The organism is Pleomorphomonas sp. NRK KF1, assembly GCF_023721755.1.
Classification (GTDB): Bacteria; Pseudomonadota; Alphaproteobacteria; order Rhizobiales; family Pleomorphomonadaceae; genus Pleomorphomonas.
In genome coordinates this window covers 292,445-305,454 of record NZ_JAMDLH010000004.1, presented here as the reverse complement: position 1 = coordinate 305,454, position 13,010 = coordinate 292,445, and the positions used below count along the sequence as shown (strand labels likewise).

14 protein-coding genes are annotated in these 13,010 nt (G+C 60.2%); 6 read left to right on the top strand and 8 right to left on the bottom strand.

Going from position 1 to position 13,010, the window contains the following annotated elements:
- Positions 1-12: 12 nt before the first annotated feature.
- A complete protein-coding gene (locus M4J39_RS12865; RefSeq protein ID WP_251728420.1) occupies positions 13-882 on the top strand; it encodes an ADP-polyphosphate phosphotransferase in 870 nt (289 codons plus the stop codon).
- Positions 883-1,366: 484 nt separating this feature from the next.
- Here the strand turns inward: M4J39_RS12865 and M4J39_RS12860 are convergent, their stop codons facing one another.
- Positions 1,367-1,546 (bottom strand): excalibur calcium-binding domain-containing protein, encoded by a 180-nt coding sequence (locus M4J39_RS12860; RefSeq protein ID WP_251728419.1) that lies wholly within the window; start codon positions 1,544-1,546, stop codon positions 1,367-1,369.
- Positions 1,547-1,930: 384 nt separating this feature from the next.
- Between M4J39_RS12860 and M4J39_RS12855 the strand changes: the two genes are divergently transcribed.
- Both M4J39_RS12855 and M4J39_RS12850 read left to right on the top strand, forming a co-directional pair.
- On the top strand, positions 1,931-2,401 hold the full coding sequence (locus M4J39_RS12855; RefSeq protein ID WP_251728417.1) for a DUF4126 domain-containing protein: 471 nt from the start codon (positions 1,931-1,933) through the stop codon (positions 2,399-2,401).
- A gap of 105 nt (positions 2,402-2,506) precedes the next feature.
- The gene (locus M4J39_RS12850) at positions 2,507-4,279 is read left to right on the top strand and encodes a sigma-54-dependent Fis family transcriptional regulator (protein WP_251728415.1); all 1,773 of its coding nucleotides are present in this window, start codon (positions 2,507-2,509) and stop codon (positions 4,277-4,279) included.
- Between the two features lie 104 nt (positions 4,280-4,383).
- On the opposite strand, the gene M4J39_RS12845 is transcribed toward M4J39_RS12850, so the two are convergent.
- From M4J39_RS12845 to M4J39_RS12815, 7 genes are all read right to left on the bottom strand, one after another.
- Complete coding sequence (locus M4J39_RS12845) at positions 4,384-4,743, bottom strand: hypothetical protein (RefSeq protein WP_251728413.1); 360 nt, start codon at positions 4,741-4,743, stop codon at positions 4,384-4,386.
- 5 nt (positions 4,744-4,748) lie between these two features.
- Positions 4,749-5,528 carry an FRG domain-containing protein gene (locus tag M4J39_RS12840; protein WP_251728412.1) on the bottom strand — a complete coding sequence of 260 codons (780 nt, stop codon included), beginning with the start codon at positions 5,526-5,528 and terminating at the stop codon, positions 4,749-4,751.
- Positions 5,525-6,685 (bottom strand): hypothetical protein, encoded by a 1,161-nt coding sequence (locus tag M4J39_RS12835; RefSeq protein ID WP_251728410.1) that lies wholly within the window; start codon positions 6,683-6,685, stop codon positions 5,525-5,527. Before M4J39_RS12835 ends, M4J39_RS12840 begins: the two co-directional genes overlap by 4 nt.
- A gap of 340 nt (positions 6,686-7,025) precedes the next feature.
- On the bottom strand, positions 7,026-7,628 hold the full coding sequence (locus tag M4J39_RS12830) for a 7-cyano-7-deazaguanine synthase (protein WP_251728408.1): 603 nt from the start codon (positions 7,626-7,628) through the stop codon (positions 7,026-7,028).
- A complete protein-coding gene (locus M4J39_RS12825) occupies positions 7,625-8,626 on the bottom strand; it encodes a PfkB family carbohydrate kinase (RefSeq protein ID WP_251728406.1) in 1,002 nt (333 codons plus the stop codon). Before M4J39_RS12825 ends, M4J39_RS12830 begins: the two co-directional genes overlap by 4 nt.
- A 176-nt stretch (positions 8,627-8,802) precedes the next feature.
- Entirely contained in the window at positions 8,803-9,201 is a 399-nt protein-coding gene (locus M4J39_RS12820; RefSeq protein WP_251728405.1) for a hypothetical protein, read from the bottom strand.
- 55 nt (positions 9,202-9,256) lie between these two features.
- The gene (locus M4J39_RS12815; protein WP_251728403.1) at positions 9,257-9,967 is read right to left on the bottom strand and encodes a hypothetical protein; all 711 of its coding nucleotides are present in this window, start codon (positions 9,965-9,967) and stop codon (positions 9,257-9,259) included.
- On the opposite strand from M4J39_RS12815, the gene M4J39_RS12810 reads away from it, so the two are divergent.
- The 3 genes from M4J39_RS12810 (at position 9,966) to M4J39_RS12800 (ending at position 12,908) form a co-directional block, all read left to right on the top strand.
- The gene (locus M4J39_RS12810) at positions 9,966-10,292 is read left to right on the top strand and encodes a helix-turn-helix transcriptional regulator (RefSeq protein ID WP_251728401.1); all 327 of its coding nucleotides are present in this window, start codon (positions 9,966-9,968) and stop codon (positions 10,290-10,292) included. The genes M4J39_RS12815 and M4J39_RS12810 overlap by 2 nt on opposite strands.
- Positions 10,293-11,115: 823 nt before the next feature.
- The gene (locus M4J39_RS12805) at positions 11,116-11,619 is read left to right on the top strand and encodes an L-2-amino-thiazoline-4-carboxylic acid hydrolase (protein ID WP_251728400.1); all 504 of its coding nucleotides are present in this window, start codon (positions 11,116-11,118) and stop codon (positions 11,617-11,619) included.
- Positions 11,616-12,908: a serine dehydratase subunit alpha family protein gene (locus tag M4J39_RS12800; protein WP_251728398.1), complete on the top strand. Its 1,293-nt coding sequence runs from the start codon at positions 11,616-11,618 to the stop codon at positions 12,906-12,908. The genes M4J39_RS12805 and M4J39_RS12800 overlap by 4 nt, the downstream gene beginning before the upstream one ends.
- Positions 12,909-13,010 lie beyond the last annotated feature (102 nt).

The following is a 13,010-nucleotide window of genomic DNA, read 5'->3' as shown; positions in this document are numbered from 1 at the left end:
TGCGAGGGCGCCATGAAGATCGAAACCAAGGACTATCGCGTTCCCGAGGGGCACAAGGTCGACCTCGGCAAGTGGCCGACGCGCGTCGAGCCGGTCTACAAGTCGAAGGCCGATTACAAGGTGCGGCTGAAGCGCGCCGTCGGCGAGCTCAGCCGGCAGCAGCGGATGCTCTATGCCGGCAACCGGAACGCCGTTCTCCTGATCTTCCAGGCCATGGACGCCGCCGGCAAGGACGGGGCGATCCGGCACGTGATGTCCGGCATCAACCCGCAGGGCTGCCAGGTGTTCAGCTTCAAGCACCCCAGCGCCGAGGAGCTCGACCACGATTTCCTGTGGCGGACGACGCGCAACCTGCCCGAGCGCGGGCGCATCGGCATCTTCAACCGCTCCTATTACGAGGAGGTGCTGATCGTGCGCGTGCATCCGGAGATCCTGATCAGCGAGGGGCTGCCGGACGCCCTCAAGAAGGAGAGCCACATCTGGCGCGACCGCTACCGCTCCATCACCGACCTCGAACGCCACCTCGACCAGAACGGCACCCGCATCGTCAAGTTCTTCCTGCACCTCTCCAAGGACGAGCAGCGCAAGCGCTTCCTCGCCCGCATCGACAACCCGGAGAAGAACTGGAAGTTCAGCGTCGACGACATCAAGGAGCGGCAATACTGGAGCGCCTACATGCGCGCCTACGAGGACTGCCTTGCCGCCACCAGCACCGACCACGCGCCCTGGTTCGTCGTGCCGGCCGACGACAAGAAAACCGCCCGTCTCATCGTGTCGCAAATCATCCTCGACACCTTCGCCGACCTCAAGATGAGCTATCCGACGGTGGACGAGGAAAGGCTGCGCGAGCTGCAATCGATCCGCACGCAGCTGGTGGAGTGAGGCGGGGCGTTGCCAACTGCCTCTTTACGGCTCCCCGAACTGTGCCGAAGACTGATCCTGTCCAATGCGCTGACCTGGGAATCTCGGGACGGAAACGAGAAGTATAATCTGGCGTCCATTGAGGGTGCGCTGGTCAGCGGCGAGCATGACACTGTCATATATTACCTGTATCCAAGCTCTTCGGATGGTGTGGATGTAGAGTTCGTCGTTGTGAGCAGCTATCGGAAGGCATGGAACTTTGCCCATGTGAAGCGCCGCGACAAGATCATCCAGCCGATCAAGAAATTCTACTATCAGCGGCATAGGGTGCCGAAATAGAAAAGGCCCCCGAAGGGGCCTTATGCGAGAGTGCCTTACCGTGGTATGCCGACCTCTAGGAGGTGCACCTGCAACAGCGACCTTGCGGAAGCCTCGCTACCTGCTGCTGGTCTGTATATAGGGCATTTTGCCCTGTTTTGTCAATGTGAGGTTGACATCGCCGGCGTCACTCGCAGCCGATTTCGGCCTGGATTTCCCGCACTTGCTGGCGGCTGTGGCAGACGTTTTCGCAGGGTATGCCGTCGTGGTCGCCGTCGGCCCGGCGGTAGCCGCCGCACCAGAGCGCGACCGCCTCGCGACAGCTGTCGACGGTCTTGCAGGTGGCGCCGCGTACCAGGACGATCATGTTCGTGCTCGCCAGCGGAGGACGCGGAAAGGCCCCGGCCGGCGAGGGGGCGGCCAGAAGCAGCGCAGCAAGGGCGAGGGGCCACCGGGAAGGCATCTTGTTCGACCGAGCAGGGATTTCCGCAGAATTACGCCGAGTGGGGGCGTGCGTCCATGCAACTCGCGTCGAAGGCGGTTCGCCCCAGGACATGCGGCGCAACCCGGAACTACCCCGCCCCCATCACGCTGTCCTCCCCTCCCCATCATGCTGTCCTCCTCTGCGCAGGCAGAGGAGGGCAGCATGATATGCAGGAAGAACAATCGGTTGGGTGACCTACCCATCCGGCCGGTGCCCCTTTCTGTCGGCTTGGCGTGAACCGTCGGCCGACTTGCGGGTTGTGTCGGCATGACCTACGCCGCTCTCCTTCCCTCCGCCCTCATCGGCGCCATCGCCAGCGCCCGGTCCATGACGCCCATGGCGATGATAGCCACGGTGCGGCTGGCCGGCCGGAACGTGCCGGGGCGCCTCTACCTGCTGGATCACCCCCTCTTCAAGCTCGGCGCCCTGGCCATGGGCTTTGGGGAGGTGCTGGGCGACAAGATGAAGTCGGCGCCCGACCGCACCGTCTTCCTGGGCTTGCTGGCGCGCGTGATGAGCGCCGGCATCGCCGGGGCGGCGCTGGCTCCGCGCGGACGGGAGAAGGCCGGGGCGGCGCTGGCGGTGGGCACGGCCGTTCCCCTGGCCTACACCACGCTCGCCGGCCGCAAGCGGGCGATGACCTCCATGGGACAGACGCCAAGCGGCCTGATCGAAGACGCCCTGGTGGTGGCGGCCTGCGCCGGTGTCGTGGCCCTGGCGATGAGGCGCGGGCGGTGAGTGCCCCTGCCGATTTCGCCGTTTCCCGTCCATAGGCGTGTTGACCGCCGCGCCGAAAGGCATTGATGTGCCGGCGGCAGGGAGTTCCGGCGCGGGTGGCTGTTCATGGTGGGGTTGGTCGACATCAACGAGGCGGTGCAGAACGTGTCGGAGGCGATCTCCAGCGTTCTCGACGTCGACGTCATCATCTCCGATGCCGAGTTCCGCAAGGTGGGCGACACCAAGCGGCACTTCAACCGGGAAGTGACGGAGATCCGCGACACCTACGTCATCGGCCACGTGCTGCAAACCGGCGAGACGGCGACCATCGCCAGCAAGGCCGACAGCCCGCAGTGCATGGCCTGCGTGGAGCAGGCCGAGTGCAACCTCGAAGCCATGATCTGCGTGCCGATCGAGCGCGAGGGCGCGCGCGTCGGGGCCATCGGCCTCATCGCCATCACCGAGGCGGCGCGGGCCAAGCTTCTGGACAACCGCGACAATCTCGTGGTGTTCACCCGCCGCATGGCCGACCTGATCGTCAGCAAGCTGATCGAGCAGGAGACCGCCGAGAAGCTGACCATCGCCAAGAACCGGCTGACCGGCATCATCGACTCCATCGAGGAGGGCATCGTCGCCGTCGACGCGGCGGGGCGGATCGTCCACACCAACGCCGTGGTGGAAGAGGTGCTGGGCGCCGACGGCGCGGCGCTGATCGGCCAGCCGGTGCAGGCTTTCTTCAGCGGCGGCTACGTGGGGACGCTGCTTTCAGAGGGAACGGCCTTCACCAACATCGAGCTGCGCGTCGGCGAGCAGGGGCGCGGCACCCACGTGCTGATTTCCGGCAAGCCGGTGGCCGAGGGCGAGAAGACCGCCGGCTCCATCCTGGCGCTGAAGAAGATGGACGACGTCTACAAGGTGATCAACAACCTGACGTCGTCGCCGCTGGCCACCTCGTTCGACGAGATCGTCGGCGCCAGCCCGCAGATCGCCCGGCTGAAGCGCGAGGCGCTGAGCGTGGCCGCCTCGGGCTCCAACATCATGATCACCGGCGAAAGCGGCACCGGCAAGGAGCTGCTGGCGCGCGCCATCCACCACGCCAGCCCGCGCGCGGCCAAGCCCTTCGTGGCGCTCAACTGCGCCGCCATGCCCGAGACGCTGATCGAGAGCGAGCTGTTCGGCTTCGAGGACGGCGCCTTCACCGGCGCGGCGCGCGGCGGCCGTCCCGGCAAGTTCCAGCTGGCCCACGGCGGCACCATCTTCCTCGACGAGATCGGCGACATGCCGCTGCACCTTCAGCCCAAGCTGTTGCGCGTGCTGCAGGAAAAGACGGTGGAGCGCCTCGGCGGGCACAAGTCCGTCGCCGTCGACGTACGCGTGATCGCCGCCACCAACCGGGTGCTGGAGGAACTGGTGGCGCGCGGCGAGTTCCGCGAGGACCTCTACTACCGGCTCTCCGTCATTCCGCTGCACATCCCGCCGCTGCGCGCCCGCGTCGGCGACGTGAAGCTGCTGCTCGCCCACATGCTCCGCCTCTACGGCCAGAAGCTCGGCAAACCCATCAAGGGCTTCTCGGCCAATGCCGAGGAGGCGCTCACCGCCTGGCCGTGGAAGGGCAACGTGCGGGAACTGGCCAACGCCGTGGAATACGCCGTCAACATGGAACAGACGCCCTACGTCACGTTCGAAAGCCTGCCCCAGAGGATACGGGAGGGGGCGAAGGTGGCGTCGGCGGGGGCGGGGGTGTCGGCACCGGCGGCGGGGGTGCTGCGGAGCGCGGAGACAGAGGCGATCCGCAAGGCGCTGGCGGAGTGCGGGGAGACGTTGGAAGGGAAGAAGCGGGCGGCGGCGATGCTGGGGATCAGTCTGGCGACGCTGTACAGGAAGAGGAAGGGGATGTGAGGGGGGGGCAGAGGTGTGCCTTGCGTTGCGTGCTATTGAATGAAGCTCAAATGATCAAGAGCGACGCACCAACGCGCCTCACAGAGCGGATTTTGCTTCTTAAGCTAAAAATCAGGGGCATCGTAGTCAGCAATCTCTCCATGGAATGACGATGTATCGACCGTCATGTCGTCAATGACTGGCTCGGAATCAACGATTCTGCCACGGAAGGTCCCTGGGAAGCTCTCTGAAGTTTCCAGCGGATCGTTCGTGTTCATTCCATAGCGCAGGACAACATACCAAGTCAGTGGCCCCTGAAACTCATCTTCTTTGAACCGGATCTCTTTCTCGAAGGTTTCCACCGTGTCAACCTGCGTCGACGTCGAAAGGAGATCTAGATCTGACCAGGCCTGTGTGTCCTGATAGTTCATCGTTTGCACTGCTTCGACGATCTTCTGGCGCAACATTTTGTCCTTGTCATCCATATCCTTCACCCGATCATCGGAGTGCCAATGCCGATTCTCTCAATGTATCGCCATTTCAACGTTTCGCAGAGACCGACGATATCGGGATAGATGTGACTCTGATCTATGCCCATTTTGAAAAGCGTCCGTCGAAACCTCGATCGCATTCTGGCCGGAATGATGAACTTGTCAGCGCTCCTTGGTAGCCACGGCCGGTCAGGTTGATTATGGGCCGAAAACAAACCACGCTGGTTTACAATCCTCGGTGCCGACTTCGCAGGTATGAGAAACATCACGCGATCGATCGCGAAGGGATTCGAGTCCTTTACAGGGTCTACAACGTCCTCAGAAGGGATATTGACTGCATGGACGACAGCATTCTCGTTTGGCTCCCCACTTGAAATCGCAAAATAGCAGGCAACTAGGGGATTGGTAGTCCAATCCAGCAGGCGGGTTGGGAGGCCGTGATGCTGTGCAACTGCAAGCCAATTCCAGTCGCCCGTTACAGAAAGCTGGAACATCGGTCCTGCCGATTGCTGGAACGCGCGAAAGACCCTTTCCTCGTAGAGAGCTGAGTATACGGCAGGCGGTCTCCCAACTGTCGGTATGAACTCGTGTTGCTCTGAGCCACACCCCCGAAAGACTCTCATGGGATGGGCTTTTGCGTCGATAAACTCGATGAATTTGATCCAGTGAGTCTGTGTTTCGCGGACCATCGCTTCATATTCTGCTGGTCCTGGCGCGCCATGCGGGCGCTTATCGAGTACGCGAGGCAGCGATTTTCGGGATGGTTGCGTCGTCGTCATGGTGAGGGACTCCGCATAGCGTGGTAGAGAGCGCTAGGGAAATCACCCGCTATGCGCGATACTGGAAAACATAGCTGGACAGTCCGGCGATCACGCTCTGGCCAGAATACCACTTTGGGGTCTCCTATTCGCTCGCGTACTTCGTCGCAGGTTGATGGCGACTCGCTTGATCCGATGATGAGAAGATCAATCGGCCCTTCTACTCGGCTCTCTCCGTTCCAGTCTATGAAAGTAAAAGCAGTCGAGCCTCCGAGGTTCTCGATCCAAATTTCGGTCTGCATGACGAGCGATTTCGCCTCGAAGCGTCCGACACCGAGGAGACGGAGTTTCTGATCATTTCTGCGACTTTGGCGAAGCTCGGGCAATTGTGACGGGGGAAGTAGCGGTAGCCGTGCATCCTCGACGAAGTAAGCGACACTACGTGCTGCGAAGTCTGCTGCTTCGACAGGTTCCAAACCTCGCTCACCCCATGCGTGCGCAAAAGCTGCGGCGAGAACGTCCCCCGCACCAATACGGAAATAGCTTTCCGCGGAGTAGCTCTTTATCGAAATTGGGTCCCCGCCGAAAAATACTTGCAGCCCTCCAAAACCATCCTTGGTTAGGATGATCTGCGGAGCAGGTTTATCTTCGAAAACATTTTGCGCTGCTTCTGCGAGGTAATCTTCTGTCGGCAATTTACCGTCTAGTCCACCAAAACCGAGAAGCTCCTCTTTAGAAAGGATCACCGCCAGTCTGTCGGCCTTCGAACCATTTTTGTGGAATTTTACGTAAGAATTTTGCGGGGCGTAAACAACAGTGCGACCCTTAACCTCCGCAGTTCCCTCCATAAGCCCAAAACGCAGTACGACATCGCCGGCAACAATGAGCGGCTTCTCTTGCTCTGCTTCAGCGGGGATAGGGGGAACATAAGATTTCTGCAGAGTATCGAGATATTCGAAGATCAGCTCGTGTTTGGTTGGTTCCAGCTTCCCGATAATCCCGAAACTGGCAAGGGTTGCTTCGACGTCTTTTCTCCATGCATTCGGCACGTAGGTGTGGAGCACCGTGTTTTCTGACAGCTCGCTCACCGCGATGGCCGCTCGCATTCCTGATCCGAACAAGCGCTCCCATTTCGGATACTGGCAATGTTCAAGATACGTGCCGCCGGCAATAATCATGCTCGCATGACCTCAACAGAGCAACGAGTAGCTGAAGCAAAGTCTACAACTGCGATGTAACGTGATCCAGCTTCCACACAGGTTATTAGCTGGGCGAGTCCCTGAAAAGCCGCCAGGGTGCCTACGATGTCGCCGCTATTCGTCACGCAAACAAGGCTGCGCCACTTTTCATTTTCAGAGATTTGGACGAACAGTATGTCACCGTCTTCAATACTTTGCACGTGGTCCGACCTGATTCCGACAAGATCGACATTGAAACGAAGGTCACAGCTATCTTCCATGACCACAGGTCTTCGCCTCGTCGCAGCTTGGCGAGTGCTCTTTGGCGCGTACCCTGCCATCAGGTAGTCCCCCTTCTTGAACGGGGATATGCCAGCTCCACACATTCGCGGTGCTTTAGGCAACCGTTGCACTGACCGCATGCATACTCATGGACGTGGCATGAAAAGGTGAGACCGATCAGCTCGTATGGAAAGCCCGAAGTTCGCAAGAGCGTTCTTGTTGACATCCGTCGTGCAGGGGCAGTGACACGCACACGTCCTTCCTGCAACGAGAGGGTACGGTCGAGGGATTTCAAAAAGGGTGTCTTTCCATCAGCGTGCTGATCTGTTGACACCGAACCAAGGATAATCTCTGTCGCGCCCTCAGGCATCAGTTTCATGGCCGCGAGTGTTACAAGCATTTGATTTCTATACGGCCAGAACTCTTCGGCTGATGAACCGTTCGCAGCCGCCTTTGCCGCCATCGAGCCAGATCCTAGAGACGAAAGGTTCGCGTAGATTATGCGGTGTTCGAGACCAATCTGGCTGCATAATGCAGAAGATGCGGCTATTTCACCCTTGGCTGCGCGCTGACCATAGTCGACGGTGACGCATACATCGGGCCTAAGCCACCATGCTAGAGCTGACGAGTCTAGCCCGCCCGAGAACAGAAGCGCCCTCATCTCAGAGAACTCCAGATCGCGCGGTAAACTGCTGTTGTGAAATCATTTGTTATCGTGCAGCCAGTTCCCTCCAGCATTGTCAGACTTTCCTGTCTCGGCACTTCCGCGAGAGCTACAACTGGGATTCCCAGATTCCGAGCATATCCAACCTCAAACAACGTGCCCGCATCCTCTCCGTCGATTACCGCGAGAACTGTGCCGCACGACCGTAGTCCCTCAAGGTCCTTGTTCGCGATGTAATCAGGGCCACCAAAAGCGCCTACATCGTGAATTGGCGAAAACACATCTCCACCTAGTATCGCCAGGCAGCCACGCATCTCTTCGACGAGCCACCTTTGCGGAAGCGTAAAGAAGGGCGCGGCGATGTATATGCGACTAGCTGTTTCTCCGTCTGCAAACGGAGCCAAGTCCTCAAGCCCATCAAGCGAAACTTGCGTTCCGCGCGTCGATACATAGCGTGCAACCGCGCGTGATGCGAAGTCGGCAGCCTCGGCCGCCGGCCATTTGCGTTCGCCCCAAAGGTGGGCGAAGACGGCGCTGAAGATGTCGCCCGAACCCAGCTTGAAAACGGTTTCCGATCGATAGGCGGGAATCTTTATGTTACCGCTTGGCTGCATGACCACAGCTCCGAGCGGGCCGCGCTTGACCACAACGATGTCGGCACCGAAGCGATCGCGTATAGTCTTGTAGTTCCAAGGGTCACTGCTGCAAGCGCCATACTCAAGCTCCGCCTCGTTGAGTACGACAGCGAGTTCTTTCGCTGTTGAACCATTGGCATGAAAAAGGAGGGCCGCCGCTGGATGCTGGGGGTCGTAGATCGCGCGTTCGGCGCTTATGGTTGCATCGCCTTCGACCATACCGAACCGCAGTACCACGTCGCCGCTAGCCGAAAGTGACGGAAATGGGATGTCGGGTGTGCCGACAAGTTCTGGCACGGAGAGGGGGTGAAGGTAGTGGAACGCGATATCGTGCGTAATCTCCTGTAGATCTGCCGTCATCCCCAATCCGCGCATGGTCTGTCGTACGTCTTCTGCCCAGCCAGCACACGCATAGGCTACTAAGCGCGAGTCTGGCGAAAGCCCAGATAGCGCTACAGCCGCGCGCCCTGCGGATCCAAAGATACGCGACCAGTGAGGGCGTATGCATTCCTCACGGTAGACGCCGCCAACGATGATCATGCTGTACGTCCGCCGACAACGTGGCAATGGCCTGAACCGAGCTCAGTAACAGTTACGACGTACTCCACCCCGTTCTGTAGGCACTCAAGGAAAGTTGCGTAGTTCTGGAATGAGGCTAGCGTGCCAACAATCATCCCGTCGGATCTGATTGCTACTGCAATGGGGTGCTTTTCAAAAAAATCCGTGCCGATCCGGAGAGCGTCACCTTTTGAAAGACCGGAAAGAGCAGGAAGGCGTATTCCCTCTAAGTCAGTGTCTATACTGATACTGCATTGGTCGGCGCCTTCAAACCCGCCCGAACCAGCTCCTTCAGCATCTTTGCCAATCTTCGGTTTCAGTACGCCCAAATCCTCAGGACGTTTACGGTTACCCGTCGGTTTGCTCTTGCCAGCCATCGAATCAAGCCTCCAGTTCTAATTTTAGGAGATCGCTTGATGAAACGTAATCGGATTAGTTGAACAGCGTCCGCATATCCCGCCACATAATGGCGTCAAGAAGAGACGCCCTAACCTGAATCGCTTTCGCGAAATCGAGGAATTTTTTCTCGAGAGCTTCGTAGTCTTTCGGTAGGCGATAGTTCTCAGGGAACAGTCCCATAAGTGTCCCTGCCCGAAGGACATGAACATCAAGGATGGCGACCTCATCGCTCCCTAACCAATTCCTGACAATCCAGGACGCGGTTTTGGGGCCAATGCCAGGTAACTCCATCAGCTGCTGACGAAACGTATGATGATTGTCAGTCTGCGGTGGGCGCTCACGGATCGCATTTAGTGCAACATGGAGCCGATCAGCCCGTTGCCGTGGGTAGCGGTATTTATGCCACCTTCCCTTTACTAAGAGCGGCATACTGAGCAGCTCCTCGATTTCTTGACGAGAAGGGACCGGGTCAGAGGAATAAACGCCGGCCTCGAAAAGGTGCTCCCATGCGGCGCGATTAAGCTCCATCTTCACGCCGTAACCGCCCAAAAGGCAAAACGCCAAATCTTCGGCTAATGGAGTGCCTTTTGGACTGACGTAGTCCTCAGGGTCATCGGCCTCGAACTCTGCCATTTTGGCCCAATACGCTGGACTGCCTACCCAACCGCTCAGGCCAAAACGTACGCCGGGCACGACTTCGTCGTCAGGGCGGAAACGAGGTGCGGGATTCGATATAGCGGACATGGCCAAAACTGTATATGCAATGCATATGAATGACAAGATCCCAGAGATTGTCCGTAGGGTCGAGAGCAAACGGCGCGAGACGCTGATGTCTCAGGTTGAGCTGTCGCGCTTGCTGAATGTCCATCAGGGGCATTTATCAAAGATATTGTCCGGAAAAGCGCCGCTTTCGAAAAAGATGTCCTTACGAATGGCGGATCTTTTGAGTGATTGGCCGCACGCGGTATCGAGCGACCCTGCTCTGGAGCAAGAGCTTCTTGCTGCCGTTAGGGGTTCGAGGGTTTTTCAAGAATTTATTCGAGTAGCTCTTAGAATGCATAATTGTTGACCTTCATTATGCATTTCGTATAATTGGTTCGATGGGGAGCATTCCTGTAGCAGTCATGCCTCGATAACGGACGTGGCTGGCCGATTGAAGCTACCTCTTCAAGAAGCGGGGCCTTCCGCTCACATGCTCTCCGGTTACTTCTCCTTAACGTATTCTCATTTTGCGAAATCGCGAAGCGGTGAAAAACCGTTTCCAGTCAGCCGGTTGGTCGTTCTCGCTTCTCATTTTGCGAAACCTCGCGGGTGATGGCCGGCTGGGGCGGGAGGAGCGAGGCGGGTGGGGGTGGCTGATGAGGCCGGATCGGGGGCGCGGGGCGTAGCGGAAGATTACTTATCGGGCGTGCCGCTGTGATGGGCAGGGCGCGGCTCTTGCCGGGCGGCCGGGGCGTGGCGGCGGCCGAGGGCGGGAGGCGGTTCCGGAAAGGATATCAGGGTGTTGGGCGGGACGGGCGGGCGGGCTGGTGCCGGCCGGTCCGGGATTTGGCGCGCCGATTGGGCGGCTTTCCGCCGTCCGGGACGCCCCCGGCGCGGCATAGCCCTTTGGCGTGAGAGCGCCGCGTCGGCCAATTCTGGCACAGGCCGTGCAATTCAGTGTTTGCCGGCAAAGACGCCGGTCGAGTGAAGTTTAAACGTGGGTAACGACGAGAGGTCGTTTCAGAGGTCAGGTCATCGGGTCGGGCAGGCCGGATGATCCGAAGGGGCGGTTCGGGGGAATACGCCAATCATAGGCTTTTTGCCGAAGGAATGTCTTGCGTGGCCGGTGTCGATCGGCCGCGAGGCCGGAGGTTTGTACTTTTCGGCCGGGTTCAAGTGGAGAGAAGAACATGTGTGCGTTCAATCAACCGAAGAATACTGACGATGCCACCATCAACAAGGTGCGCGGGGCCATCGTCCATCGCGGCCTGTGGATGGGGCTGATCCTGATGGAGGCCAAGAAGCGCGGTCTCGACTGGGAGAGCATCGGCCATCAGGCGATCTTCGACACCGGCTGCCTGCACGGCGACGGCATCAAGGAGCGGATGGACACCGAGGGCAGCATGGTTTCCTTCGGCGAGACCTTCTTCACCGAGGACGTGCGCAAGATCTTCGAGATCGAGGTGAAGAAGCTCGACGAGAGCGAGCTGGTGCTGGAGTACGGCCATTGCCCGCTGGTCGCCGCCTGGAAGCAGATCGGCGTCGACAGCGAGGTGATGGCCAAGCTCTGCGACATCGCCATGTCCGGCGACCGGGGCATCGCCAGCCGCTTCGGCGAGTTCGAGTTCGAGCTGGGCAAGACCATCGCCGAGGGGCACCCGGTGTGCGAAGTCAAGTTCTCGCGGCGGGCATGACCGACATGACCATCGCCCGGCTCGACGCCCAGACCTACCGAACCTATGTCGACATCCTCAAGAAGGAGCTGATTCCGGCGCTCGGCTGCACCGAGCCGATCGCCGTCGCCTATGCCGCTGCCTATGCCACCGCCGTGCTGAAGACCCGCCCGGAGCGGGCGGAGGCCTGGTGCAGCGGCAACATCGTCAAGAACGTCAAGGGCGTGGTGGTGCCCAAGACCGGCGGCCTCAAGGGCATCGACGCGGCGGCCATCGCCGGCATCGTCGGCGGCGACGCCAAGGCCGGCATGCAGGTGCTGGAGGCGGTGGAGCCGGTCCAGCGGCTGGAAATCCGTCAGCTGCTGGAGGCCGGCTACTGCCGCACGCATCTGATCGAGGGCGACGAGACCCTGCACATCATCGTCAAGGTGTTCGCCGGCGAGGCGTCGGCCGAGGTGTCGATCAAGGGCTCGCACACCAACATCTGCCGCGTCGTCCGCGATGGCGAGGTGCTGGTCGACCGCGAGGTGGCCGTCGGCGCGGCGGCCGACGACGGGGCGTCGGCGCTCAACGTGCGCGACATCATCGCCTTCGCCGACACGGTGGAGATCGAGGACATCGCGCCGATCATCGCCGACCAGATCGAGAAGAACACCCGCATTTCCGAGGAAGGGCTGAGCGGCCACTATGGCGTCGGCGTCGGCCGCACGCTGCTGAAATACGCCGGCTCCGACATCCGGACGCGGGCGAAGGCGCGGGCGGCGGCCGGCAGCGATGCCCGGATGAGCGGCTGCGCGCTGCCGGTGATCATCAACTCGGGCAGCGGCAACCAGGGCATGACCGCTTCCCTGCCGGTGATCGCCTATGCCGAGGAACTGGCGGTGGGCGAGGACATGCTCTATCGGGCGTTGGTCCTCTCCAACCTGATCGCCATCCACCAGAAGACGCTGATCGGCAAGCTCTCGGCCTTCTGCGGCGCCGTCAGCGCCGCCTGCGGGGCGGGCGCGGCCATCACCTACATGCAGGGCGGCGACTTCGCGGCGATCTCGCGGACGATCACCAACGCCATCGGCAATGTCGGCGGCATCGTCTGCGACGGGGCGAAACCCTCCTGCGCCGCCAAGATCGCCTCGGCGGTCGACGCGGCGATCATGGCCCATCACCTCGCCGTGGAAGGGCAGGCCTTCTCTGACGGCGAGGGCCTGGTGACCGCCGACGTGGAGGGCACCATCGCCAACATCGGCCAGGTCGCCAGCGTCGGCATGAAGGGGACCGACCTCGAAATATTGAAACTGATGATCGGTGCGTAAGTCCGCTCCGGCGGCCATGCGAGGCGATTTTCCCAAGCAAAGTCCCGGCACCGCATAGACCAACGGAGCCAGGACACACCGTTTTCCCATCGAAGAAGAAAC

Bases quoted from the DNA above. Each gene is read 5' to 3' on its own strand.
- M4J39_RS12865 (WP_251728420.1), top strand. From the start codon at position 13: ATGAAGATCGAAACCAAGGACTATCGCGTTCCCGAGGGGCACAAGGTC.
- M4J39_RS12860 (WP_251728419.1), bottom strand. From the start codon at position 1,546: ATGATCGTCCTGGTACGCGGCGCCACCTGCAAGACCGTCGACAGCTGT.
- M4J39_RS12855 (WP_251728417.1), top strand. From the start codon at position 1,931: ATGACCTACGCCGCTCTCCTTCCCTCCGCCCTCATCGGCGCCATCGCC.
- M4J39_RS12850 (WP_251728415.1), top strand. From the start codon at position 2,507: ATGGTGGGGTTGGTCGACATCAACGAGGCGGTGCAGAACGTGTCGGAG.
- M4J39_RS12845 (WP_251728413.1), bottom strand. From the start codon at position 4,743: ATGGATGACAAGGACAAAATGTTGCGCCAGAAGATCGTCGAAGCAGTG.
- M4J39_RS12840 (WP_251728412.1), bottom strand. From the start codon at position 5,528: ATGACGACGACGCAACCATCCCGAAAATCGCTGCCTCGCGTACTCGAT.
- M4J39_RS12835 (WP_251728410.1), bottom strand. From the start codon at position 6,685: ATGATTATTGCCGGCGGCACGTATCTTGAACATTGCCAGTATCCGAAA.
- M4J39_RS12830 (WP_251728408.1), bottom strand. From the start codon at position 7,628: ATGAGGGCGCTTCTGTTCTCGGGCGGGCTAGACTCGTCAGCTCTAGCA.
- M4J39_RS12825 (WP_251728406.1), bottom strand. From the start codon at position 8,626: ATGACGGCAGATCTACAGGAGATTACGCACGATATCGCGTTCCACTAC.
- M4J39_RS12820 (WP_251728405.1), bottom strand. From the start codon at position 9,201: ATGGCTGGCAAGAGCAAACCGACGGGTAACCGTAAACGTCCTGAGGAT.
- M4J39_RS12810 (WP_251728401.1), top strand. From the start codon at position 9,966: ATGGCCAAAACTGTATATGCAATGCATATGAATGACAAGATCCCAGAG.
- M4J39_RS12815 (WP_251728403.1), bottom strand. From the start codon at position 9,967: ATGTCCGCTATATCGAATCCCGCACCTCGTTTCCGCCCTGACGACGAA.
- M4J39_RS12805 (WP_251728400.1), top strand. From the start codon at position 11,116: ATGTGTGCGTTCAATCAACCGAAGAATACTGACGATGCCACCATCAAC.
- M4J39_RS12800 (WP_251728398.1), top strand. From the start codon at position 11,616: ATGACCGACATGACCATCGCCCGGCTCGACGCCCAGACCTACCGAACC.